Consider the following 22,526-nt stretch of genomic DNA (forward strand, 5'->3'; position numbering starts at 1 on the left):
GTCGAACGGTCGTTGATTGCTGTTCCTCGTGGCCGCTCGCCTGCCGGCGGCGGCCCTTCTTTTGTTGGAGTCCGTTTCCGGATCGATCAGTCGGCGCGGAAGACCTCGCCATAGAGGCGCAGCCAGTTGTCTCTGAGGATCTTGTTTGCCTCTTGCTGGTTGAACCCGACGCGCTTGAGTGCGGGCGCCACGTCCTGAAGGTTTTCCGGCTTCAAGAGCCATTCCGGCTTCGGCACGGCGCCGGGAGTTGAAGCCGAACCCGCGCCGTACTGGACGGAGCGTGTCCAGCGGCCCTTGCGCATCCAGTCGTAGTCGCGCTGGCTGTGGTTGTGGGAAATGTCGGTACCGATGCCGACATGATCGATGCCGGCAATGTCGACCGTTCGCGCCACCATCTCGCACCAACCATCAACGCTCGCGCAGGCACTTTCGGGCGTAATGTTGCGGTAGGCGACGCAGCCGATGACGCCTCTGCGTTCCGCGAGTGCCTTGATCACCTTGTCGGACTTGTTGCGCTTGTGCGCAAAGAGCGAGTCCGCGTTGGCATGGGTGATGGCGACCGGTTTTTCGGACCATTCGATGGCGTCAAGCGTCGTGCGGTCGCCGACATGAGAAAGATCGACGAGCATGCCGACGCGGTTCATCTCGCGTACAACGTCCCTGCCAAATCGGGCGAGACCGCTGTCATTCTCCTCGTAGCAGGAGCCGCCAAGTTCGTTCTGGTTGTTATAGGTGAGCTGTACGACACGCACGCCGAGCTCGGCGAAGAATTCCACATAGGCGATGCGGTCTTCGAAGAGGTTGGAGTTCTGATAACCGAGCACGATCGCAACCTTGTTCTCGCGCCCGGCGCGCTCGATATCGGCGGCTGTGCGGGCAATCAGGATGATGTCGGCGTTTTCACGTTCCATGTCGCGCCAGCGAGCAAGGGAATCGAGCGACTCCATCGTCCCCTCCCAAAAGCCAAGTGTCGGCGTGACGGCGCTGTAGCCGCCACGTTTCAGGGCTTCGAAGGATTCGCGGTTGAAATGGCCGCATTGCAGAGCATCGATAATCATGGTCATTCCGTTCAATGGTTGGCGGAAACGGCGCTATTGGGCGCGTCAGCGAGAAGCAACGAAAAGTCCGTCTCGTCCTCGTCCTGGCGGCCGATGACCTTGCCGTCGGCCTCAACGATGATCGGTCCGGCATGGCGGCGTGAAAGATAGGAGTCGGGTGCGAGCGCCTCTGCGGAGCGATGGTAGAGTTCCCACCAGAGCGCGGCGTCGACATCGACCCCGTCGCGGCGGATCTTGTCGAGCAGGGCGATTTCATCGGCATCAGTTGCGGGCGTGACGGCGATCGTCGCGCGATCGGCGCCAACAGCGACTATTGCCTTCAAGCCGAAGCGCTGCGCCAGCGCCTCGATGACCCGCAATTCGCCGATGTCCGCAGCGTTGCGCACGGTGACGATGCCACGGCCGCCGGTCTTCAGGATCTCGACCGCCAGCTCAAGGGCGGCATCGGCGGCAAGCCAGGCATGTTGGCCGCCGCAGTGAATGACAGGGTCATCCGATCCCTCGAGTGAAAGTGCGCTGGGGGTGGCCTTGCTGATCGTCTCAAGCGTTGCGGGCAAGCGGGCAAAGCCGCCGAGGGCGGCCGAGTAGACTGCGCAATCGCGAAGGGCCGGAACGAGCCCGCTTTCGATGCGCGTGACCTGGAGCAGGCGCTCAAACACCATGCGCATCTCGCGCAGGCTGACAGTCATGGAGGTCGCAAGATTAGACTGGCACGTGCTCACAGGTTTGGCTCCGCAGGATAAAACCACAACTCGTCGGCGCTCCCAGAAGCAATGTCTTCGGGAATGGGCGCGCCATGGAACAGAACGCCACGCAAGTTGCGATCGAGGAAGTCGCGTGTCTTGTCGATGCCGTGGATACCGACATTGAGAAGGCGGGTGATATGAGCTGGCGTGAAGGAGCCGCTCATGATGTCTGCATGGGGCGAATGCAGGCTGGTGCCGGCAAGGGCCTGGACACGGGTGACGATGGCCCTGTGCTGTGGATGGGCGAACAGGAAGCGGGCTGTGCTGAGGTTCGGGTCGGCCGCCGAGAGGTCGCGGTCAAGGGCTACGACGAGACGTGGCAGGTCGAGGCCGAGATTGACGACATTCTGACCGACCTCCGTTGCAAGGCCGCGGCGCGGTTCTTCGGCGGTCACGGACTTGTACCAGACGTAGCGCTCGGAGGCCGGAACCTCCAGATTAAGCTTGAAGGCCCAGGCGTAATCGTTGCGTATCAGGTCGCGCAGTCGGTGAACCGGCATTTCCGGTCGCCCCGTCAACTCCTCGTCGATGACCAGGCCGTCGACCAGGGCATCGGCCTCGTCGGGCACCAATTCGATCAGGAGCGAATGAAGAGTTTCCATGGCTTCCGCATGGACGCGCCCCTCAAGCGAGGCCGCAAGTTCTGCGAAGGGCTCGGCCTCAAAGCGGTTGCCCGCCTGCCAGCGTTGCAGAAGGTCGGCGACAGCGCGCCGGATGATCTGCAATTCTTCCGCAAGCACGTCGGAACGCGTGAAGTTTTCGTAGGCAGCACGATCCTGCGTGCGGAAGGTGATTGCCTTGTCGACGAGGGTCAGCAGCTTGGTGATCTGTGAGCCCGCGTCGTCGGGGAGTACAGCCTTAGCGCGCGCAATGGCCTCTTCGCGAATGAAAAGCCAGCGTTCGATCAGCCGCGGGTGGTTGTTGACGAATAGCATCAGGCCGAGTGCCGAGCCGTTGCCGACGCCGAGGAAGCGGCGAAGGTCCTTGGCCATGTCCGGCGCCTGCGGCGAACCGAGGCGGACAAGATGCTGCAACAGGTCCTGAGCGAAGACACGCATCATGTAGGCGCACAGCATCTGCGCAGCGAGCGACCAGCGCAGTGGGTGGTCCGCTTCATAGGCAAGGAAACTCTTCGTTCCAAACGTGCCGTTGCCGTCGAGACCGGTGTTGCGCATGAGATAGCAGGTCTGTGCAAGTTCAGCGACGTCTGGCTGCCGTCCCGCTGTCAACGCCTGGCGGGCACTCTCGAAGAAGCGACCGCTGCGATTGGAGCGGCACCATATGAGCGTGCCGGGTGTGGCGCGCCCCTCGTAAAGTTTGGGAAGCTCATTGCGCGTGGTCTCGAAATCGACCTGGCTCAGATCGCCCTCGATCAATGCGCCCATCATGTCCCAGGCCCGGCCGATGATCCGACCGGTGCGACCATGGGGCGAGGGCTCAAAAGAAAAGACGGGGAAGCTGAAGCGCCAGCTGCCAATATCGATGCGGTATTCGGCAACCCCGTTACCCTTCTCATCGATCTCGAAGCGCTTGCAAAGGATCTGCCAGCGACCGCGGATTGCGTGGCTGAGCAGCGCGCGCGATGCGCTGACGCGCGACGGCTGGATGGCGGCCAAGCGCTCAGGCGCCATCATTTCGCCGGCTGAACGCATCAGCCGCGCAATGCGGTACGCGTCCTGCGCCGGAGCAGGTCTTCTAAGGGCAGTCATTTATTGGTCTCCTCGCATGCGCCCCGAGCTCGCCGCCGCTGCCGCAACGACGATCCCAGCGCATTTTTCAGTATCAAAACCTTGGAACGGGCCCGAAAGGGCCAGTGCGCCGATGCACTCGCCCTGCGCGTCTAGGATGGGTGCGGCGACCGCCGAGACAGTGCGCGGGCCTTCGACTTCCGAAATGGCGTATCCCTGCTGGCGAACCAGCGTCATCATGTCATCGTCCGGGAGGCTGACGCCTTGCGCACGCAGTCGCTCAATGATTTCTGGGCGCGCGTGCGAGGCGAGCACGCGGCCGAAGGCTGTCCTATCGAGCCTGAGATGCGCACCAACCTTGAGGTCGGCGCGAAGAACGCCACGAGATTCCACCCGCCGAACGATAACGGCATCCCTGCCATCGAGGACTGCGAGCGAGGCCGTTTCACCGCTTTGCGTCACCATTTCCTCGAGAACGCCCGCAAAACGTGCGCCGAGATTGGACTGCTCCAACGCCATGGCCGCGTGGCTGACGACCCGCAGTGTCAGCCGGTAGCGGCCATCCTGTGTCTGTTCGATCCAGCCGGCCTCGACCAGCGTGACGAGGCGCTGATGGGCAGCGCCTCGGGCTTCTCCGAGCTGCTTGGCGATGTCGACCAGGCGCATCGGCTCTGCGGCGGCCGCGACACAGTCGAATGCAGTAAGTGTCTTCAGCACGGATGAAAGGGGGCGAACTGCCATTCGAAATTTCTTTCTTTTTCCTATTGTCCAACAATAGAAGACGGTGTATGTTTATGTTGGACGATAGATTGATATCTGTCAACTTGGGATTCCTGTGGCCGATGAAAAAATCTGCGCCCGGCCGCGCGCACTGAAATGACCAGGCCCTATTGGTTTGAATTCATGCCTGGCTTAGAAACCTGAGCATCAGGATCTCTCAAACGAACCACGATGCCGGTGAAGATCGACAAGAAGGACGCGCGGGGCATCGCGCAGGTGATGCGGCTTGGCTGGTTCAGAACAGTCCACTGCAATTCTCTTCCCAGCGCGATGGCCATGCATAGGGCCGCGTGTGTCCGCCAAAGGTCGGACATTCCAAGCTGCAGCTCGCGGACTGTGATTGCGACGCGAGCGGGGCCGCGTATCCCAGGTGCCCGGCCCAGACGGGTGACCATAAGTTTGTTATGGTTGAAGCATAGGTTCTGACCCATCACGGCCATGGGGACGACTAAGGTGAACGAAACGGAACTCAAGCTTGAGCTGTCGCCCGACGCGCTCGGGCGGATTAAGGCGTCGCCACTTTTGACAGGCAAGCCTAAAACCATGTCCCAGCGCTCGGTCTACTTCGACACCCCGGACCACAAATTGCGCGCGGCGGGATTTTCCTTGCGGATCCGCACGGTAGACGGAGTGCGGACGCAGACCGTCAAGGCAGACAACGCCAAGTTAGCCGGGCTTTTCGTGCGCCCTGAATGGGAGTTCACAATCTCCAGTGACCTGCCTGTTCTCGATCACTCGACGCCAATCAGATCGCTTCTGGAAGACGATGTCGACGCTCTGCAAGCCCGGTTCGATGTTCACGTCGAACGTCGAATGTGGTTGCTCTCGCGCGACGACGCCAAGATTGAAGCAGCGTTGGACATCGGGCGTGTTACTGTGGGCGATCGGGAAACCCGATTCTGCGAGCTGGAACTCGAGCTGAAGAACGGTTCCAGTTCCGCTCTGTTTGATCTTGCCCAGGAGCTGGACGGCTTCGCACCGGTTCGGATCGGCGTGCTGAGCAAGGCAGCGCGTGGCTACAAACTCCTTGGACCTGCCGTCAGTGTGTTCAAGGCGGAGCTCGTCCAACTGGATAAGCAGATCACAACGGCCGCCGCTTTTCAGCAGATCGCTCAGGCCTGCATCAAGCAATACAGGTTGAACGAAGCGGTCCTTCTTGCCGCCAGGGATGCCGAGGCACTGCACCAGGCTCGCGTGTCGCTGAGAAGACTGCGATCGGCGTTCTCCATATTCAAGGACGTCATCGCCGATGATCGATCCGAGCACCTTGGGAGTGAAGCGCGCTGGCTTGCCGGGGTTCTCGGACAGGCGCGAGACATCGATGTCCTCTTGGGCAAGACGGAGTTAGCGGTATTGCGCATTCGCCTGACCGAGGCGCGAGATTCCGCATATGACGAGGTGGAAGCAACGCTGGGCTCACAAAGGGTTAGGGCATTTATGCTGGGTCTTGCCGAATGGATTTCCAACGGTCCCTGGCTGGATGCCGCGGAAACGACGGATCTCAGGCAGGTGCCGGCCGTGGATTTTGCTTCCTCCGCGCTCGAGCGCCTGCGAAAGAAGATAAAGCGAGACGGACGGGCAATAGTCGTCATCGACGACGAAGAGCGCCACAAGGTGCGAAAGGATGCAAAGAAGTTGCGCTACGCGTCCGAGTTTTTCATGCTTCTTTTCCCAGGCAAACGGGGGCGACGACGTCATAAGCGGTTCATAACCATCCTCGGAGAGCTGCAGGACCAACTCGGCGCGTTGAACGACATGGCGGCTGGTTCACAACTTCTTGAAAGGATCGGGCTGGCCGGCGAACCGGCAACGGCATCCCTAATCGCGAAAGGCAACAAGAGGGGCCTGCTTGAGGCGGCCGAAGATGCGTACGTCGATCTTGTGGATGCGAAACGTTTCTGGCGATAGCCCCAACAACGCTCCAGGCCGCTTCCTTAAGGGCGACCTCGACCGGGCTGCCGACCGCGAGGTCAAGCTCGCGATCCGCGCGTCCCCGGTTGACCGAGATCTCGGCAAGTTTCCGCCGTCAGCGTCATGCGGACTTTCAGTTTCTTGCCGCCGATCTGCCCTTCGCACACTGTCTCCTCGATCTTGCTCTGCGAGGTCATGCCGACTTCCTTCAGGAAGGTGCGGATCGCCTGTTGAAGGCGTCTTCGCTCATGGCAGAACTCCTCTGTGTCCGGAAATCATTCCCCGTCATCAAATAGTGCCCTCGGTAAAATCACCGCCTTGTGCAGAGCGCGAGGCACAAGCGGGCGGATGGCTGGCGCGGCTGCGCGTCGCACGAAGGAGATCGCCGGGCCCTTGGTTCGATTCCGTTCACCCCAGGATTTTGGGAAGGGTTATCTAGGCGTTTAGTACCCAGTCATCTCCAGATACCCCCTCCCACCGACGTTGCCGCCGAAGCTAATCGGGCCTTCCCAATACGGTGTGGAAGTAGACATCCATGCTTGGTCGTTCAACGGCCTGGTCGTGACGTCAAAGCCGCGACTGGGAATTCGTATGTTCCAGGCCACTGGAATCTGACGCCCCGCGACCTTGGCAGTCCGGACGGGAGCGATCTGGAGAGCCCCCGCGGGTAAGGGGTCCGGTCGCCCGTCGGCGGTGATCCAGGTGGCGGAGGTATATCCCTCTCCTTCATCTCTGAGACGGAAGCCCATGAGCTTCTCTCCCGTATCGAGATGCAGCGAGAACCAGTCCCAACCGGTCTGGTCTTCCGCGAGCGGCTGTGACGACCACTCGCGGTCAAGCCAAGCCTTCCCCGCCACCTCTACACTCCCGGTGGGTAGCGAAAGCGAGCCGGTCACCGCGTAGAACGGTTGCGAATAGTAGTAGCTGGCCTGTCCCTTCGCTGATTTCACCGAATAGCCGTTATCGCCATGCGGCACGAGCGGGCCGGTGGCCGACAGGCGGAGTTCGTAGCCGAAGTCCTTTGCGGCTGCAGTCACGTTGAGATCGGCCAGCTGATCCGATCCCGGGGTTGCAAGTCCCGTCATCTGCCAGTCATCGATCCAGGCCGCGAACGGCTCCGCGACAACACCAGCCTGCCCCACTCCCCCGCGTGAAATACGTTCTGCCACGAAGTGGTCCTCTGAAGTGGTGACGGCTGCGTGACCCATCCAGATCTGTGGGCTCGACCACTCGCCGGCCTCACCCGGAGCAAGCGCTGACCGGAAAAGGGTCCACTGCGCTCCGTATTGAGTTCCGTCGGGTGCTTCAAGATTGGCCGTTAGATACCACCACTCTATCCGAAAGTCCGGATGTGGGCCGTGGTCGGCGGAAAAACGCAACAGCTGGCCGGGTTGCGGCACCGAAAACCCTTCGGCCGCTGAGCCAAGGCCACCAAAACCCTCGGAGACCGCTTGGCTCCCGGATATGCTGGCCATGGTCGTCGCCGCAAAAGCGATCGCAATCGATCTAACGCTCATTGGCGAATACCTTCAGAAGTTCCGATGGCGTGACTCCGGCCAGCCGGCGAAGCGGGATAAATACGGAAACGACAGCAGCGGCGAGCACGACGAGACCGAGGCGAACCCACTCGTAAGGAAAGATATACATAGGCAGACGCCAACCGAAGGCTTCGACGTTTACCACCGCGAGAAGCACCCACGCCAGCGCTAGGCCGAGGGGCAAGGCGGCAATAAATGTCGCCAGCCAGAGCACCAGCGTTCTCAGAAGCTCAAGAAGAGCGAGATCGCGTCTTGTGACCCCCATGGCCCACACAGGCGCAAGCTGCGGGAGGCGCATTTCCGAAAGCGTGAGGAGGCTCGAGAACATAGCGAATGCTGCAACCCCCAGTGTGAACATGTTCAACGCGCCAGTGACCAAAAAAGTGCGATCGAAGATCCGCCGTGACCGTTCCTTCAGTGCCGCTTGATCGACGACGTTATCGGATGGTAGTCCGAATTCGTCCGAGAGCCTCGATCGTAGGTCCGCAATCTGATCAGGCTGGATCCGCAGACCGTAGCGCAGACGCGAGACCTGCGGGTAGCGAGAGGTCAGCGCATTTATTCCGACGATGACCTCGCCCTTTGGGTTTCCGTAATCCGAATAGACCCCGACAACCGCCGCCTTCCAGTCCCCCGCCAGATCCAGCTCATCGCCGATACGGAGCCGGTCCCGCCTCCAGAACTGTTCGTTGACCAGCACCCCTTGACCGGACGCCACCCGATCCCAGACGTCCGGCATGCCAACGATCAGGGGCCAGTGCTTCCTGTAGGTCGGATCGTCAACGACACCGAAAATCTGCATCGGCTGCCCCCGGATCTCGGCATCTACGCTGGAGATCGGCAACACCGATTCCACCTTCGTTGCGAGCCATGTCCTGAGCCTGTCTGCCTCGCCCTCGTTCCGGGCAGCGACGTAAAGTTCGGCGGCGAGACGTTGGTCGAGCCAGCCGACGAACGTGAGACGGAAGCTCGACACCATGGTTCCAACGCCGACGTTTGCCGCCAGCGCAAGAAGCAATGCCATGAGCGCAAGGGAAAGTCCGGGGAGCTGCTGCCGAGCGTCGGCCCAGAACCACGTGACGAGCGCACGTGAAGACGTCCGCTGCATTACGGTGAGGAATCCGGAGAGCACGGTGGGGAGAAGTAGCGACGCCCCGAGCAGAAGACAGCCAAGGATGCCAAAGCCCGCCTCAAGTCCATCAGCCCATAGAAGAAGAGCTCCCGAGAGGGCTAGCAAAGCCGCCGCGGCCAGCACTTGAATCCGCCGCCCCGCTTGCCACGACCGCCCCCACACCTGGGGTTGGGCCGCCGCGAGCAAAGGCACCCGCATCAAGCGCAACAGGCTCTGTGCCGACGAAACCATTGTTCCGGCCACTGCGATGGCAAAGCCCGAAAGCCACCACTCCGGACGCAGGGAAAGCGTGCCGGGCACGCTGGCTCCGTAAAGTCCTTCAAGGGTCGCGGCCACTCCGGGCAGCAGCAGTGACGCGATCAGATAGCCGATCGCGACGCCGACTGCCCCGGCGGCGAGGGCGAAAAGGGCAAGTTCGGCGAGCAGCAGAACCGCAAGCGCACTCAACGAAACTCCAAGGCAGCGAAGCGTTCTGAAGGTCGGCCGCCGTTGCTCGAAAGCGAGACCGATCGTCGAGTACACGATGAACAGCCCCACCGCGAAGGCGAGAAAACCGAAGGCCGTCAGATTGAGATGGAAGCTCTCGGTAAGATGCTCGACATCGGTTTCTGCATTCGGCTGACGAACTGAGAGCGTTGGAACAAGCTTTTCAAGCGGATCCAGACCGGAACGTTGGCTTTTGGCGATCACAATCCGACTGAGTACGCCCTCTCTTCTTAATAACTTCTGGGCCAAGCCGATATCGGTGAAGGCGGTGCCGTTCAGCATCCGATCCGAAACACGCAGTGCGAGGTCCGTCTGTCCTCGCATTTTTTCCGCTGTTTCGGGAGAGACAACCAGCATGCCCGGAGGCGTGATGAAGGAAAGCAAGTCCCCGGCATTTCCAAGATCGACGGTGTTGGTTTCCGCGGGCATCGTCAGTGGCTCGATGCCGATCACCCTTAACCGGGTGGTTCCGAACCGAAAGTCTCCCTCTAAAACTGGTGACACGATCCAGCCCGCCCGTCTGAGCCGCACGAAGGCGGACTGAGGAATCGGGCGGCCGTTTGGAGAAACCAGGCTGGCCAACCCGTTCTGGTCGAGCACAACCGCGGCGCGGGTGTAGCTTGCGCGGGCCTCTGCGTTGATCGCCTGCACTCCGGACCACAAGGCCGTCGCCAGCGCCAGGCCGGACAAGAGAGCGACGAGCTGCAGCGGTCGTCGTCGCCAGTGGGACAGAAGTGCCGTGGCTGCGGTCCACATCTTCATTCCATCTTCCCGGACCGCAAATGCACCTGCCGGTCGAGCCTATCCGCCAGCCTTTGCGAGTGTGTCACCAGAAGCAGTGTCGATCCGGTTGCCTTCGACAGCGAGAGCATCAGTTCCAGAACAGCGTCTCCGTTGGCCTCGTCCAGGTTTCCTGTGGGTTCATCCGCCAGGAGTAAGCCGGGACGCGCGGCAAGGGTCCGTCCGATCGCTACCCGCTGCTGCTGTCCGATGGAAAGCTGCTCGGGATATCTGGTGAGCAATGTCCCGATTCCTAGGCGGGCCACGAGTTCATTTTCCCACAGGGGATCGTGGCGTCCCGCGAGCTTGGCGTGGAAAGCGATGTTCGCTGCCACATCCAGTGACGGGACAAGGTTGAACTGCTGAAATACAAGGCCGACTTCTGTCCGCCTGTAGGCGGCGCGTTCCCGATCGTTCAGCTTGGAGATGTCTCGGTCCCCGATCACGATCTCGCCTGAGTCTGGACGGTCGAGGCCGGCTACGAGATGCAGGAGCGTGCTCTTTCCGCTACCAGACTCCCCTGTCAGGGCAACGCTGTCTCCCTGGCCGAGATCGAGATTGACCCCTCTCAACACTTCAAGGCGCCCTTCGGCAGTCTCATAGGATTTCCTAAGATTGCTAAGAGCGATCACCATGGTGGCCAAGATCAGAACAATTTCACATATGTAACGCTCCATGGCCGCTTGGAAAGGCCACCTCGAGTTTTGCGAATCGGGCAAACCCCAGCCGAGCTTCGCCACTTCGGCTGCATCGCGGATGGCAGATAGCGCATCGAGGTTCGTCACGGGATAGGCCGAGACGAAGCGTTCGACCGAATACTCCGGAAACTCAGCTTTTAAGCGGACTGCGGTCCTGGCCGCCTCGCCGATTTCGCCCAGGGCCGCATGCGCACGCGCCAGGAACATCAGCACGTCTGGTGACTCCGGGACGCTTCTGTGGAGCGCCGCAATGGCCTCCGAATGCCTGCCGGCGGCGAACAGGAGGCGGCCCTGCATGGCGAAATGTCGGGGCCTCTTCCGGATCATCAGGTCCCGGCTCCTCGATGGGTCGCTCTGGGTTGGGCAGGGTATCGGGGGACATCTGGTGGAACCTCCTCGGGCCTTTTCGGGAATAGGTTCAGTAGGTTTTGTGCTCATGATGGACTCCTTTTCAGGAGGGCAACCGTTACCGCGAACAGGGAGGCGAGGCATGAGCATCGAAACGCGCTCGATTGCGTCTTCGCGACTATGGTGTTGAAGGCAAGATCGGCCTGGAGCCGACGCTCGGCGATTATGTCGCTGTCATGGTTGAAGCCGCAGGGCTCGCTCTGGCTCAACTATGGTAACTGCTACGCCACGACTCCGAACGGGCGGTCGGCCGCGGATGTCATGGGCGACGATCGCACTTTTCGCGACAAGCCGTTCGCGACGGTCGGACCGATTCAGCGCCGGGATAATGGCGGCGAGGGCCACCACCACGATCGCAGGGCGGGTATCTGAAACCCATAGACCTCTGATAGACATCTGCATGATCCCGAACCGCTCGGCGATCGCCTTGCAGGAGGCCGGTTGGTGGGTTCGCTCAGAAATCATCTGGCACAAACCGGATCCAGGGCGGGCCGACGACGGTGCACGCGAAGGTCTTCCGGCTCACCAAGGGACGAGGAACACAAACTTCCCGAGCAGGATGATTCTGTGTAGCTGGTGCTGCTGCTTCCCGATCGGTACGGATCGCATTGGACTTTTGGGAATCTTCCTGTACGGTAAGTCACCACTGGAGATTTCAATGTTCAGGTCCGCACGCGAGTTCGGCGCCGCCGTTCGGGAAAAACGCAAAGGCCTCGGCTGGACCCAGACCGAGCTTGCCGCTCGCTCAGGCACGGGCGAGCGCTTCATCGTCGAACTCGAATCCGGCAAGCCGAGCTGCCAGCTCGAGAAGGCGTTGATCGTGGCGCGTACCGTCGGCATCGAGATCGGCGATCTCAGGGCAGCCCTGATGACCCCAACCGCACCGGACGATGACCTCGGCTTCCTGCCGACCTTTGGTGAGGGTGGATGACAACCATCTTCTATGAAACCCTTCCCGTCGCGCGCATGACCTTCGAAGGGGAATGGCGGCTCGACTACGATCTTTCTTGGAAAGCACGCCGCTCGGCCTTCCCCGTCTCGCTGACCATGCCGCTGCGTTCAGGCTCCGTCGGCGCCGACAGGCTGCTGCCATGGCTTGCCAACCTTCTTCCGGAAGCACATCTCGCCGAGATCGGCCAGCGTCTGAAAGTATCTCCGCAGGACATTGTGGGCCTGCTTGGTCACATCGGGCGGGACACGGCAGGCGCGCTCTCCATCGGGGAGGCGCGCAAGGCGGGCGTCAACCATGAGCCAATTCCGGATGAACAGGCACTGGAACGGGTACTCAACGAACTTCCGGCCAAACCCTTTCTGGTTGGAGAGCGCGGCGTCTCCATGTCCCTTGCGGGCGTGCAGGAAAAATTGCCGGTCTTCGTCGATGAAGAAGGCAAGATCTCCATACCAGTCGACGGAACGCCGTCGACCCACATCATCAAGCCGGACACCAGACGGCTTGCCGGAAGCGTCGAGAACGAAGCCTTCTGTCTCACCCTAGCACGGGCCTGCGGCTTGGACGCCGCAGAAACAACCATAGGCGCAGCCGGGAAACGACGCTATCTGCTGGTGAAGCGCTATGACCGCTTCACGGATCCGCGAGGCGAGATCCGCAGGCTGCATCAGGAGGACCTCTGCCAGTTGACGGGTCATTTTCCGTCACAGAAATATGAGCGATCCTCGACAGGTCGTGGCGTGACTCTGAAGATGATGTTCGGCGCCGTCAGCGATCTCGTTTCGCCTGCTGAACGCCTGAAGCTTCTCGATGCGGTAATCTTCAACGTGCTGATCTGCAACTCGGATTCACACGCCAAAAACTATTCGATCCTGATCGGTGCTGCAGGATCCGCAAAGATGGCGCCGCTCTACGACCTGATGTGTGCGGCGGTTTACCGCCAGGTGGATCAGAGTTTACCGCAGGCTATTGCTGGACGTTTCCACGCAACTGACTTGAGGCGTTCCGATTGGCAGGAACTGGCCAAGGAGCTCGGAATGAGCGGCGCATCGACCATCAGACGGGTGGAGGAACTTGCTGGACTCATCAGTAGCGCTTGTGAGGACGTCGCGCCGCAAATCGCGGCCATGGCTGGCGATCCGACGGCAGTCCTTGTTCGCATCGTTCATCGCGTTCAGGAGAGATGCAGGCGAATTCTGGCTCAGGCGTGCGGATGATCATCGGATCGAGAAAACTCCTTCGAGAACGGCAAAAATCCCGCTTGGGGCGCAGTTAGGTGCGAAAGCTTTGTGCCTCCCAACACGGCCGCTTAATCCCACTACGCTCTTACCGAGGCAGACGCGATGCCCCGCAGCACGAGCAGAACGAACGCACCCGGCTGACACGGCTCGCGCTCGGACGAGCAAATACAGGTGTTTCATCGAAATATGTACTTGGCGAGAGAGGCGGATTGCACGGGAAGCAACTCGCTGGTACCAACGACGCCCCACCTGGGGAGAATGCCTTTGATTGCCATCGCGAATCTTCCAACCTACCGGCCGTGCCGGCGGAGATGAGCCGTCGCAAGTTTGTGAGCGGCTGACCTTTACCCTGCGTTTCGGCCTGATCGCCAACAATGGTGTACTTTCAAAAGGTGAGAAAAACCATGCTTACAATCCTTACCCCCGGCGCCTTCGACGCGCTGGCGAACGGCGTTGCTCCTATAGGTCTCCGCCTCGTGCAGGACAGCTCCATCGCCTCTCAGGAGGTATTGCGGATGCTGTCCGATCTCAATCGCGGCGTCGACGAGGAATTCAGTCCATCGGCCTGGCTGATCGTTGAGGATGGCGAGGTGGTGGGTCTGTGCTCGATCACTAGGCCGCCTGAGAACGGCGACGTGCATATCGGGTACGGCGTTGCGCCCTCGCGCGAGGGCCGCGGCTATACGACGGCAGCTATTTCAGAACTGCTGAGGTGGGCACGCGGCGATGCGCGGGTCAGAAACATTTCGGCGGAAACGGCTGGGGATAACATCGGCTCGCATCGCGTGCTCGAACGAAACGGGTTCGTTCAATCAGGAGAACGCGTCGATCCAGAAGATGGCCCACTGATCTGCTGGACGATCGCCACCACATAGGTCACAGAGAAGCGTCAGCGCCGTTCCCAGGACGATGCCACCCATCATTGCGTAGGCCATGGGTCCCCAGAAGATCTCGTGCGATTTCGGGATCAACGCCAGGGTTGCCGCCTCAGCGGTGAGCATGATCTGCCGCATACGGTGTTCGGTCGCCTCCACTGGCTGTGAGTCCGTTGAAGAACTTCCGTGTGCGCACTTGGCGGCACGGTTGAGGGTGCTGCGGTTTCCATGTAGCGCACCCTCCTTCACCCGGGCCAGCACCTGTTCACGGTCCTCGGCAAATACACCGTGGTCTTTCGCGATTTATCGCTGACTGTCGAGGGATGGATCCCAAGAAAAGCGGACTATCCCAATGGCGCGCCGTCAAAGCAGGCATCCGGACGCTGCTTGAGCGCTGGATACCTCTTTTGCTGAAAGCGTCGCGGCAAGCAGCTTCAGGCGAATAGCGAATCGATGGAGCTGCCGTTCCTCGCGTATTCGATACTGACCGGTATTTTCGCGGACATGGCGGACTTTCTGCGCCACTCCTCAACTCGCAATTTTACTTGATAAAGCCTGGATACTGCACTTCCTCGCGATTCACGCCTTTCGTATCCAACCTAACCGGAGAGGGCTCCGGCACGTCCGTCATGTACCGATGTGCTATAAGCCAGTCGCGCAAGATGGTTTCGACCGCGTCGACCCGGCCGGCAGGTGGCGGTGAAAGGTCCGGGTCGGTCATGTAGGCCGCCAGTCCGGCTTCGATTTCATCTGGAAGAGGTGGGAAGTCTGCTGAATCGGACATGGTAGGCTCCTCAGGGCTTTAGCAAAGATAACGTGTACCAATTTCCGACTGTCGTTTTGAGGACCGTATCATATGGTGCTGCCATCCGGGACAGAGGCGCCGGGAACTGGCCGATAATGTCGATTGGTTTGAGCTCAAAAAATAGGCCCCAGGAGAGGGGCCTTGCAGAGGTGCAACCTTCGACATGAGTACATATAACACCCTTGCAGCAACAATGTTCCATCGCGGCGGTCGACAAATCACCGTCTCTGTTTTCGCACCCGGAGCACGTTACCGTTGCTGTTGCTGCACTTCTTGCAACGCATGCGTCGTCCAAGTGCCAGGATCGACTGCGTCGTGTCAAACCGACGCGCCAGGTCGTTCCGATCCAGGTGATGTTCTCGGCCGCAGCGTTTGCATTGGCAGAAAAGCTCACACCATTCCGGTAGATTGGCGAAGGTGATTTCTTCCGGTCGTCCGGCTGGTTCCGCATTGCCAGCCGGTACGATCGGGAGGGCGGGGCCTCCGAAGGCATTGGGTCGCTGTATTTCAGCTGGCAGCGATTATTGAAGTTGTTCTTGGTTTTAGAGCAGCCGTTTGCTTGTGCCAGTTGGTCCAAAAGGGAGGGCATAGGCATGTCGCCGACGCGCTCCAGCAGCGCCTTGGCGTCATATTGCTTCTTCATGCCGCATGAACATTCGACTCGAACCTTGGCGACAAGCTCCGATAGCCACCAGGCACCGTTCTTAGGCATTGCCCTTCTTCCACTCCGGCCGATGTTCGTAACCGAGCCACTTCGGGGTGGCCCTTCCGATAGCGAAGTCGAAGCCGCCCCACGTCTTCCAGCCGTGGTGTTCGCCCAGGTGCTTGGCCAGGTCGCTTTCCCCTCTCTTGGTAACGCCAACCTCGTCGCTCATGCTCAATGCCTTCTGAGTAAATCTGTTCTACAAATGTTCTCATTAAGCAGAGAGTCAACGACCAGATTTGGGGAGGCTCTCCGCATAACTCAAAAAGGGGAGCGCCGAATCGCGGAGCTCAATCGACCATTCGAAGCCGGTAGGTGGCTGGCAATTATCCCAACCACCAAACTCATTCATTTGCTGCCATCGACCCTTCTTGCCGTGTCGAAATTCCTCGCTATTCGATTTGTAGATTTTGAACCGATAGGGGCGCACGACGCGGACAAAGATTACGGATCCATCCTCCGGCATGTCGCCTTTTCGCCATGTGGTGCCGGGCATTTTGATAGCCTCCACCCAATCAATGCGGCTTTGGGGCTATCAGCATGGACATAGCGCATGACAGGCGGAAGCCCCCAAGGTGATGCATCGGCATNCTCCTGGCATTGCAGGTCACGATCGGGGTGAGATTTCGGATGTCTAGGCCCGGCGATTTTCGGCATGGCGTTTCCTCCTGCAGAAGATGTTAGGGCGGCGTTTGCTGTTCGCAAGGTCCCTCTAATGCAAGACGTTCACAATGCAGCTGAAGCAATCCGATTTCCTGAATTCTATCTGTGACGCTTGACGCCAAGGTAATGATGGAGGGACATCTTACGTGTAGTACAGGCCTTTGTTAGGGATCCGGAATGTGAGCAAGCCGAACTATCGGGATATCGCCCGCCTGGCCGGAGTCGGAACTGCAACGGTCGAGCGGGTCGTGAACGGGCGAGGCGGCGTACGCGCTGAGTTGGTCGAGAAGGTCGTTATCGCCGCTCGCTCCCTCAATTACCCCCGATTACCTGCGGACACCCATCGCGGACTGCTGCGCATTGAAGTCTTGTTGGTTCGACCTGAAACGACATTTTACCGCCGGCTCGCTAATGCCTTCGAGAGGATTGCCGAGACACTCGATCCGCTCGTAATCGTGCACCGCACCTTCACTGAAGAAATGAAGTCTGCGGAAATCGCAAGGCGCATCATGTCTACCGAAATGACGCGCGCAGGTCTGATCTTGGCCGCTCCCAACAATCCAACGATCAGCGCGGCGGTAGAAGCCGTCGTGGAGCGGGGTCTCCCGGTCGTCCATGTTGTAACGCGTGCCTCTGAGACGAAAGGTGAGTTCGTCGGCATTGACAACTACGCTGCCGGACGGACTGCGGCGCATCTCATTGCTCGAATGACCCGGGCAAAGGGCTCGGTCGTTGCCTTGTGCCATCCCATCTATCAGGTGCACCGCGAACGCATCCGCGGGTTCTCCGATTACTTTCACGAGCATCCTGGTTCGATCGCCTTCGAATGGCTTGGGTTCACACGTGATGACGAACTTTATAGCGCGGAGACTTTGGTCAACGCGCTCAAAATCTATCCCGACCTCGTCGGGCTCTATAACGCCGGGGGTGCAAATTCCGCACTGATTGACGTGCTGCGCCGAGATCCCCGCGGTCGGGACCTGCTGTTCGTCGGTCATGAGCTGACAGACTATACGCGCAAGGCCCTGCGTGATGGGATCATGGACGTGGTTTTGGATCAGGCACCGGAGGCACAGGCCCAGCGGGCGCTCGACCTCATTCTGCGACGCATCGGCCTGACGTCGATCGAGCCGGATCTCGCTCCAATCCGCTTCATCACCATCACCCCTGAGGGGCTTTGATCTAATCAGATCAAACGAACTTTCGGAATCCAACCCGCCTCCTGCTAGATTTTTGTCAAGGAAGATGCCGGCCTCCCAGAGGAAGAGGACCCGGATAGGGGCGCCAAATGCGTCCTTCTTCCATCGTCAATTTGTGCGGTTGTGAGCACATCCGATCCCGCGGAGGAGAGCGCAATGGATGATCTGAAGTTTGGAACGCGCAACAAACGCGGTGATTGGGCTCCGAACGAGCCGATTGAATTAGCGCCATTGTTTGCCTTTCCGCTCAAGCTGCTGGCGCTTGCAAAGTGGCTGCCACACTATTTCTTTCCGTGGAATGCGATCTTCGCCGTATCAGCCGTGGCCTATTGGGCTTGGGTGATACCGTCCACGGAGACGATGCAGGACTTGGGCATGGGCTGGATCGCGTCGCTTTATGCCGTGAATGCAATCTGCGTCTTTCTCTTCTACGGCGCTTTCGAACTTCATCTTTACATCCTGAAGCGCCAGGAGAACCGCTTCAAGTACAACGGCAAGTTTCCGGCCGACCAGAAGAGCAAGGCCTTTTGGTTCGAAAGCCAGAACGCTGACAACATCCTGCGAACGTTTCTGTCTGGAGTGACAATCTGGACCGCGATCGAAGTCCTGATGCTGTGGGCCTATGCCAATGGTTACGCGCCTTGGCTGACGTTTGCGGAAAATCCCTGGACGCTGGCACTCGTCGCACTCGTGGTCCCGATCATCCACGAATTCCACTTCTTCTGTATCCACAGGCTCATCCACACGCCGTTCCTCTACAAGTGGGTCCATTCTGTCCATCACAACTCGGTCAATCCATCGCCCTGGTCGTCGTTGTCGATGCATCCGATCGAGCATCTGCTCTATTTCGGAACTGCGTTCTACCACCTCATCTTGCCGTCCAACCCGATCATCATGCTCTACCAACTTCACTATGCGGGTTTTGGTGCGATCCCTGGTCACGTCGGTTTCGACAAGGTTGAGGTCGGTGAAGACAAGCTGCTCGATAGCCACGCCTATGCTCACTATCTCCACCACAAGTATTTCGAGGTGAACTATGGGGACGCCTTAATTCCGCTCGATCGCTGGTTCGGCACCTGGCACGACGGCTCTCCCGATGGCGAGGCCCGCATGCAGGAACGCTATCGCAAGCGGAAGGAAAAACTCGCAGCCCGCAAGGCACGCAACGCAATCGGGGAGGCCGCCGAATGACCTGGGTTTCAGCATGCAAACTTGACGACATTGAGCAGGAAGGCGCGCTGCGCTTCGATCACGCAGGCCGCACTTACGCGATCTACCGCGGGCCGGACGACAACGTCTACTGCACGGCCGGGCTCTGCACGCACGAGGCGATCCATCTCGCAGACGGGTTGGTCATGGACTTCGAGGTGGAATGTCCCAAGCATTCCGGCGTCTTCGACTATCGTACTGGCGAGGCTCTTCGGCTTCCCGCCTGCGAGAATCTGAGAACCTATCCGGCCGAGGTGATCGACGGAGAAGTACGCGTGGCCCTCGGCTGAAGGCTCCGCTACCGAACAGGCCCGTGGGGCCTCCGGAATGCGATCGGGTGATCCGGCACCTACTGGGAGGATGATATGAAATCCATGTACCTGGCAGCCGTTCTGGCCGCCTTAATGGGAACGGCTGCGTCCGCGGAGACGATCGGCGTCTCGATGCAGAGCTTCGACAACAATTTCCAGACATTGCTACGACAGGGACTCGACGCGAGAGCTTCTCAGATAAGCGGCGTCAACCTTCAGATCGAAGATGCTCAAACCGACATTTCCAAACAGCGCAGTCAGTTGGACAACTTCATCGCCTCGGGCGTGGATGCGATCATCATGACGCTTGCCGATACGTCGGCTGCCCCTGGCATCAGCGAAGCAGCGCAGAAGGCTGGCATTCCATTGGTCTACCTCAATCTTCAGCCCGACAATGTCGATACGCTACCCGAAAAGCAGGCCTATGTTGGCTCGAAAGAGACCGACTCGGGGAAGTTGGGTGCCGAGGCTGCCTGTGAGCTCTTGAAGGCAAAAGGAAAAGCAAGCGATGCCCAGGTCTACATCCTGATGGGAGATTTGGCGCATCAGGCTTCGCGGGATCGCACCTCTTCGGTGAAGGAAACGCTGGCGGCGGGCGATTGCAAGGGCGTGACAATTGCTGACGAGCAATCCGCTGCCTGGACACGCACCAATGCGATGGATCTGACCACGAATTGGATCACCGCCGGCCGACCCATTGACGTGGTGTTTGCCAACAATGACGAGATGGCGATTGGTGCCATTCAGGCGCTGAAAGCGGCGGGCGTATCGATGGACGATGTAATCATCGTTGGTATCGACGCGACGCAGGACGCACTGGCGGCCATGGCGGCAGGCGACCTGGACGTCACGGTATTCCAGAACGCCAAGGGCCAGTCAGCGAGCGCCGTCGATGCGGCGGCAGCATTGGCTCAGGGCAAGAGTATCGAGAAGGCGGTCTGGGTTCCCTTCGAGCTCGTCACGCCCAAGAACATGGCCGAATACGCCCATCAGAACTGATCCTCCCACGACTGGCGCATCGCCATTGCGTTGCGCCAGGCCATTTCAAGCTGGAGATAGAACATGGGCGGTATCGTCATTATCGGGGCCGGAGAATGCGGTACTCGAGCGGCCTTTGCGCTGCGCGAAGCAGGCTTCTTAGAAGCCGTCACGCTCGTCGGTTCGGAACCTCACCTGCCCTATGAGCGCCCGCCGTTGTCGAAACCGATCGAGGGTGCGGTCCAGTTGAAGCCGATCTGCGGAGCGCAGGCGCTGGAAGCTTCCGGCATCGACTACCTTCAGGGTGTCTCGGCGTCGAGCATTGACGTGGAAAGCCATACCGTTGCGCTTAGCGACGGGCGGGTGTTGACCTATGGAAAGCTGCTTCTGGCCACTGGCGCGCGTCCGCGGCGGCTGACATGCCCCGGCGCAGAACGCGCGCTGGACTTCCGCACCTATGCGGATGCTGAGACGATCTTCTCTGGTGCCGAGATCGGCAAGAGCGTCGCGATCGTCGGTGGCGGCCTGATCGGAATGGAACTCGCAGCCGTGCTGCGCAAAAAGCGCGTTGCTGTCAGCATCATTGAAGCTGCGCCAAAGCCGCTTGGGCGCGCCGTACCCACGCGTTTCGCCGCAAAGCTTCATGCCAGGCATCTGGGCGAGGGCGTGCAGTTCCATCTCGGACAAGGGGTGGCCGAAATCACTGATGATGCCGTTTATCTCGCCGATCGTGTCGTGGTGCCAGCCGACATTGTTGTCGCAGCGATTGGAGTTCAGCCCGATATGGCGTTGGCCGAGGCGGTAGGGCTTGCGACCGGCAATGGCGTCCTGGTGGATATTTCCCTTCGCACCAGCAATCCGGACATATTCGCGGCCGGAGACTGCGCGGCGGTTTCGTTGGCGAGCGGCGGGCATGTCCGGTTCGAGAGTTGGCGCAATGCGCGTAGCCAGGCCGAGACTGCTGCCCGCAACATGGTGGGCGGCAACGATGCATTCCTGGCCATCCCCTGGTTCTGGACCGACCAATATGATCTGGGCTTGCAGGTCGCGGGTTTGCCGCAGCCCGCTCATCAGGCAGTCGTGCGTTGCCTCGCAGAAGGAGAGCTGGAATTTTATCTGGACGGCGGGCGGCTCGTTGCGGCGGCAGGACTGGGCGCTGGCAACACCATTGCCAAGGATATCAAGCTGGCCGAGATGTTGATTGCTGCCGGCGCCGCTGTCGATGCAGCGTCATTGGCTGACCCGGCGGTTAATCTGAAGACGCTTCTGAAAAGCGCGCGGGCCGCGTGATCAAATCGGCGGGGATGGGGCAATGCAATCACTTTTGGTGTTTCAATCACTTTGGGCGATGGAACTGCGCAGCAGCAGACGCTCCGAATTCATCCTCGAGGAGAAGGTCGAGCGGATCGCTCAAGGAGGCTTTGATGGTGTAAGCGCGCACTGGCACGACCGAGCGTATGTGCGGTGGCTTCACGCCCTGCTGCGCCAATTCGGCCTTCAGGTCGAAGGCCAGTGTTTTCCAACGACCATAGATGATCTCAAGCCGGTTCTTGAAAACGCCGCCGAATTCGGTGTTCACCATATCTGCCTGCAACCCGACGTTCGTTTGCGCCGCGTAGAAGATTGCCTGCCACTTCTTGAAGGTTGGCAACAACTGTCGGAGGAAGCGAGAATTCCTGTTTTGATCGAGACTCATCGCGATCGGATGACCACCGACCTTTTCTTCACCTTGGACCTTCTTGATCGTCTTCCGAATCTGAGGCTACTGGGAGATGTGTCCCATTTCCTCGTCGGGCGCGAGTTTTCCTGGCCCATCTCCGACGAAAATCACCGACTGATCGAGAAGATTCTGGACTGCTCCTGGGCATTCCACGGAAGAGTAGCCTCACGAGAACAGGTCCAAATCGAGATCTCCTATCCTCACCATCGCCCTTGGGTGGATCTCTTTCTCGGCTGGTGGGAATTTGGTTTTCGCAGTTGGCAAAAGCGGGCAGGGGCGAACGACAGCCTCGCATTCGTCTGCGAACTCGGCCCCAAACCCTATGCGATAACAGACCGCTTCGGCGAAGATACTACAGACCGTTGGGAGGAATCCCTGGCGCTGAAGCAACATGCTCGTGATTTGTGGGCGAAGGTCTCAACCGGCCCCCTGACCTAATCAAACTATCGGAGATATTATTATGGATGTACGCGCCGCCGTCGCCGTTCAGGCCGGCAAGCCGCTGGAAGTGATGACCGTTCAGCTCGAAGGGCCGCGGGCCGGCGAGGTGCTGATCGAGGTCAAGGCGACCGGCATCTGCCACACCGACGATTTCACGCTTTCCGGCGCCGACCCCGAAGGTCTGTTCCCGGCGATCCTCGGCCATGA

At 59.8% G+C, this 22,526-nt stretch carries 22 protein-coding genes and 4 pseudogenes; 12 read left to right on the forward strand and 14 right to left on the reverse strand.

The genetic code is table 11. The annotated features are described in order from the left end of the window. Nucleotides 1–86 precede the first annotated feature (86 nt). From ASD52_RS20240 to ASD52_RS20255, 4 genes are read right to left on the reverse strand one after another with little or no spacing between them, the layout of a single operon-like run. Nucleotides 87–1,058: a dipeptidase gene (locus ASD52_RS20240; RefSeq protein WP_057208295.1), complete on the reverse strand. Its 972-nt coding sequence runs from the start codon at nt 1,056–1,058 to the stop codon at nt 87–89. A gap of 11 nt (nt 1,059–1,069) precedes the next feature. Next, nucleotides 1,070–1,780 (reverse strand): hypothetical protein, encoded by a 711-nt coding sequence (locus ASD52_RS20245; protein ID WP_057208252.1) that lies wholly within the window; start codon nt 1,778–1,780, stop codon nt 1,070–1,072. Further along, nucleotides 1,777–3,513 (reverse strand): hypothetical protein, encoded by a 1,737-nt coding sequence (locus tag ASD52_RS20250; protein ID WP_057221034.1) that lies wholly within the window; start codon nt 3,511–3,513, stop codon nt 1,777–1,779. The genes ASD52_RS20245 and ASD52_RS20250 overlap by 4 nt, the downstream gene beginning before the upstream one ends. Continuing rightward, nucleotides 3,514–4,233 (reverse strand): IclR family transcriptional regulator, encoded by a 720-nt coding sequence (locus tag ASD52_RS20255; RefSeq protein ID WP_057208256.1) that lies wholly within the window; start codon nt 4,231–4,233, stop codon nt 3,514–3,516. It abuts the gene before it with no gap. A gap of 204 nt (nt 4,234–4,437) precedes the next feature. Here ASD52_RS20255 and ASD52_RS40185 point away from each other — a divergent pair. Both ASD52_RS40185 and ASD52_RS20265 read left to right on the forward strand, forming a co-directional pair. Next, a pseudogene (locus ASD52_RS40185) lies at nt 4,438–4,539 on the forward strand (IS110 family transposase); the annotation flags it as partial. A 186-nt stretch (nt 4,540–4,725) separates the two neighbouring features. Next, nucleotides 4,726–6,180 carry a CHAD domain-containing protein gene (locus ASD52_RS20265; protein ID WP_200951480.1) on the forward strand — a complete coding sequence of 485 codons (1,455 nt, stop codon included), beginning with the start codon at nt 4,726–4,728 and terminating at the stop codon, nt 6,178–6,180. Nucleotides 6,181–6,242: 62 nt separating this feature from the next. Here ASD52_RS20265 and ASD52_RS38620 read toward each other — a convergent pair. The 5 genes and pseudogenes from ASD52_RS38620 to ASD52_RS40790 form a co-directional block, all read right to left on the reverse strand. Then, nucleotides 6,243–6,433: pseudogene (locus tag ASD52_RS38620) on the reverse strand (DUF6494 family protein). Nucleotides 6,434–6,626: 193 nt separating this feature from the next. Then, nucleotides 6,627–7,700, reverse strand: a complete 1,074-nt coding sequence (locus ASD52_RS20275; protein WP_057208264.1) for a lipocalin-like domain-containing protein — start codon at nt 7,698–7,700, stop codon at nt 6,627–6,629. After that, the gene (locus tag ASD52_RS20280; RefSeq protein ID WP_057213570.1) at nt 7,690–10,101 is read right to left on the reverse strand and encodes an ABC transporter permease; all 2,412 of its coding nucleotides are present in this window, start codon (nt 10,099–10,101) and stop codon (nt 7,690–7,692) included. The genes ASD52_RS20275 and ASD52_RS20280 overlap by 11 nt, the downstream gene beginning before the upstream one ends. Then, nucleotides 10,098–10,754 (reverse strand): ABC transporter ATP-binding protein, encoded by a 657-nt coding sequence (locus ASD52_RS20285; RefSeq protein WP_057208297.1) that lies wholly within the window; start codon nt 10,752–10,754, stop codon nt 10,098–10,100. The genes ASD52_RS20280 and ASD52_RS20285 overlap by 4 nt, the downstream gene beginning before the upstream one ends. A 195-nt stretch (nt 10,755–10,949) precedes the next feature. Next, nucleotides 10,950–11,315 (reverse strand): annotated as a pseudogene (locus ASD52_RS40790) (tetratricopeptide repeat protein); the annotation flags it as partial. Between the two features lie 568 nt (nt 11,316–11,883). Between ASD52_RS40790 and ASD52_RS20295 the strand changes: the two are divergent. The 3 genes from ASD52_RS20295 to ASD52_RS20305 all read left to right on the forward strand — a co-directional run bounded on the left by ASD52_RS20295 (nt 11,884) and on the right by ASD52_RS20305 (nt 14,290). Next, nucleotides 11,884–12,156: a helix-turn-helix domain-containing protein gene (locus ASD52_RS20295; RefSeq protein ID WP_057213574.1), complete on the forward strand. Its 273-nt coding sequence runs from the start codon at nt 11,884–11,886 to the stop codon at nt 12,154–12,156. Continuing rightward, nucleotides 12,153–13,391: a type II toxin-antitoxin system HipA family toxin gene (locus ASD52_RS20300; protein ID WP_057208272.1), complete on the forward strand. Its 1,239-nt coding sequence runs from the start codon at nt 12,153–12,155 to the stop codon at nt 13,389–13,391. The genes ASD52_RS20295 and ASD52_RS20300 overlap by 4 nt, the downstream gene beginning before the upstream one ends. Before the next feature lie 398 nt (nt 13,392–13,789). Next, nucleotides 13,790–14,290: a GNAT family N-acetyltransferase gene (locus ASD52_RS20305; protein ID WP_244494247.1), complete on the forward strand. Its 501-nt coding sequence runs from the start codon at nt 13,790–13,792 to the stop codon at nt 14,288–14,290. Here the strand turns inward: ASD52_RS20305 and ASD52_RS40190 are convergent. From ASD52_RS40190 to ASD52_RS20320, 5 genes and pseudogenes are all read right to left on the reverse strand, one after another. After that, a pseudogene (locus tag ASD52_RS40190) lies at nt 14,228–14,449 on the reverse strand (hypothetical protein); the annotation flags it as partial. The gene ASD52_RS20305 and the pseudogene ASD52_RS40190 overlap by 63 nt on opposite strands. 382 nt (nt 14,450–14,831) lie before the next feature. Continuing rightward, nucleotides 14,832–15,074, reverse strand: coding sequence for a hypothetical protein (locus ASD52_RS20310; RefSeq protein WP_057208276.1), 243 nt, complete (start codon nt 15,072–15,074; stop codon nt 14,832–14,834). A gap of 10 nt (nt 15,075–15,084) precedes the next feature. Further along, the gene (locus tag ASD52_RS40195; RefSeq protein WP_244497495.1) at nt 15,085–15,807 is read right to left on the reverse strand and encodes a hypothetical protein; all 723 of its coding nucleotides are present in this window, start codon (nt 15,805–15,807) and stop codon (nt 15,085–15,087) included. Then, on the reverse strand, nt 15,800–15,970 hold the full coding sequence (locus tag ASD52_RS39400; protein WP_164474992.1) for a hypothetical protein: 171 nt from the start codon (nt 15,968–15,970) through the stop codon (nt 15,800–15,802). Before ASD52_RS39400 ends, ASD52_RS40195 begins: the two co-directional genes overlap by 8 nt. A gap of 54 nt (nt 15,971–16,024) precedes the next feature. Continuing rightward, nucleotides 16,025–16,294 (reverse strand): hypothetical protein, encoded by a 270-nt coding sequence (locus ASD52_RS20320; RefSeq protein WP_146160918.1) that lies wholly within the window; start codon nt 16,292–16,294, stop codon nt 16,025–16,027. Between the two features lie 346 nt (nt 16,295–16,640). Here ASD52_RS20320 and ASD52_RS20325 point away from each other — a divergent pair, with 346 nt between their 5' ends. From ASD52_RS20325 to ASD52_RS20355, 7 genes are all read left to right on the forward strand, one after another. Further along, on the forward strand, nt 16,641–17,642 hold the full coding sequence (locus ASD52_RS20325) for a LacI family DNA-binding transcriptional regulator (RefSeq protein WP_057208279.1): 1,002 nt from the start codon (nt 16,641–16,643) through the stop codon (nt 17,640–17,642). Between the two features lie 174 nt (nt 17,643–17,816). Beyond that, nucleotides 17,817–18,851, forward strand: coding sequence for a sterol desaturase family protein (locus ASD52_RS20330; RefSeq protein WP_057225335.1), 1,035 nt, complete (start codon nt 17,817–17,819; stop codon nt 18,849–18,851). Beyond that, nucleotides 18,848–19,159 carry a MocE family 2Fe-2S type ferredoxin gene (locus tag ASD52_RS20335; protein WP_057208284.1) on the forward strand — a complete coding sequence of 104 codons (312 nt, stop codon included), beginning with the start codon at nt 18,848–18,850 and terminating at the stop codon, nt 19,157–19,159. Before ASD52_RS20330 ends, ASD52_RS20335 begins: the two co-directional genes overlap by 4 nt. A gap of 75 nt (nt 19,160–19,234) precedes the next feature. Next, a complete protein-coding gene (locus ASD52_RS20340; RefSeq protein ID WP_057225338.1) occupies nt 19,235–20,179 on the forward strand; it encodes a substrate-binding domain-containing protein in 945 nt (314 codons plus the stop codon). Between the two features lie 63 nt (nt 20,180–20,242). Then, a complete protein-coding gene (locus ASD52_RS20345; RefSeq protein WP_057208288.1) occupies nt 20,243–21,448 on the forward strand; it encodes an FAD-dependent oxidoreductase in 1,206 nt (401 codons plus the stop codon). Nucleotides 21,449–21,470: 22 nt separating this feature from the next. Continuing rightward, complete coding sequence (locus tag ASD52_RS20350) at nt 21,471–22,316, forward strand: xylose isomerase (RefSeq protein WP_057225341.1); 846 nt, start codon at nt 21,471–21,473, stop codon at nt 22,314–22,316. 22 nt (nt 22,317–22,338) lie between these two features. Next, nucleotides 22,339–22,526: alcohol dehydrogenase catalytic domain-containing protein (locus tag ASD52_RS20355; RefSeq protein ID WP_057214231.1), on the forward strand; the 188-nt coding region annotated here is incomplete at its 3' end.

The sequence above is a fragment of the Ensifer sp. Root142 genome, from assembly GCF_001426785.1.
GTDB lineage: Bacteria > Pseudomonadota > Alphaproteobacteria > Rhizobiales > Rhizobiaceae > Ensifer > Ensifer canadensis.

What these genes read in the sequence shown, in the direction of transcription:
- ASD52_RS20240 (WP_057208295.1), bottom strand. Translation starts at nt 1,058, where the DNA reads ATGATTATCGATGCTCTGCAATGCGGCCATTTCAACCGCGAATCCTTC.
- ASD52_RS20250 (WP_057221034.1), bottom strand. Translation starts at nt 3,513, where the DNA reads ATGACTGCCCTTAGAAGACCTGCTCCGGCGCAGGACGCGTACCGCATT.
- ASD52_RS20255 (WP_057208256.1), bottom strand. Translation starts at nt 4,233, where the DNA reads ATGGCAGTTCGCCCCCTTTCATCCGTGCTGAAGACACTTACTGCATTC.
- ASD52_RS20275 (WP_057208264.1), bottom strand. Translation starts at nt 7,700, where the DNA reads ATGAGCGTTAGATCGATTGCGATCGCTTTTGCGGCGACGACCATGGCC.
- ASD52_RS20280 (WP_057213570.1), bottom strand. Translation starts at nt 10,101, where the DNA reads ATGAAGATGTGGACCGCAGCCACGGCACTTCTGTCCCACTGGCGACGA.
- ASD52_RS20285 (WP_057208297.1), bottom strand. Translation starts at nt 10,754, where the DNA reads ATGGTGATCGCTCTTAGCAATCTTAGGAAATCCTATGAGACTGCCGAA.
- ASD52_RS20295 (WP_057213574.1), top strand. Translation starts at nt 11,884, where the DNA reads ATGTTCAGGTCCGCACGCGAGTTCGGCGCCGCCGTTCGGGAAAAACGC.
- ASD52_RS20300 (WP_057208272.1), top strand. Translation starts at nt 12,153, where the DNA reads ATGACAACCATCTTCTATGAAACCCTTCCCGTCGCGCGCATGACCTTC.
- ASD52_RS20305 (WP_244494247.1), top strand. Translation starts at nt 13,790, where the DNA reads ATGGTGTACTTTCAAAAGGTGAGAAAAACCATGCTTACAATCCTTACC.
- ASD52_RS20310 (WP_057208276.1), bottom strand. Translation starts at nt 15,074, where the DNA reads ATGTCCGATTCAGCAGACTTCCCACCTCTTCCAGATGAAATCGAAGCC.
- ASD52_RS40195 (WP_244497495.1), bottom strand. Translation starts at nt 15,807, where the DNA reads ATGCCTAAGAACGGTGCCTGGTGGCTATCGGAGCTTGTCGCCAAGGTT.
- ASD52_RS39400 (WP_164474992.1), bottom strand. Translation starts at nt 15,970, where the DNA reads ATGAGCGACGAGGTTGGCGTTACCAAGAGAGGGGAAAGCGACCTGGCC.
- ASD52_RS20320 (WP_146160918.1), bottom strand. Translation starts at nt 16,294, where the DNA reads ATGCCCGGCACCACATGGCGAAAAGGCGACATGCCGGAGGATGGATCC.
- ASD52_RS20330 (WP_057225335.1), top strand. Translation starts at nt 17,817, where the DNA reads ATGGATGATCTGAAGTTTGGAACGCGCAACAAACGCGGTGATTGGGCT.
- ASD52_RS20335 (WP_057208284.1), top strand. Translation starts at nt 18,848, where the DNA reads ATGACCTGGGTTTCAGCATGCAAACTTGACGACATTGAGCAGGAAGGC.
- ASD52_RS20340 (WP_057225338.1), top strand. Translation starts at nt 19,235, where the DNA reads ATGAAATCCATGTACCTGGCAGCCGTTCTGGCCGCCTTAATGGGAACG.
- ASD52_RS20345 (WP_057208288.1), top strand. Translation starts at nt 20,243, where the DNA reads ATGGGCGGTATCGTCATTATCGGGGCCGGAGAATGCGGTACTCGAGCG.
- ASD52_RS20350 (WP_057225341.1), top strand. Translation starts at nt 21,471, where the DNA reads ATGCAATCACTTTTGGTGTTTCAATCACTTTGGGCGATGGAACTGCGC.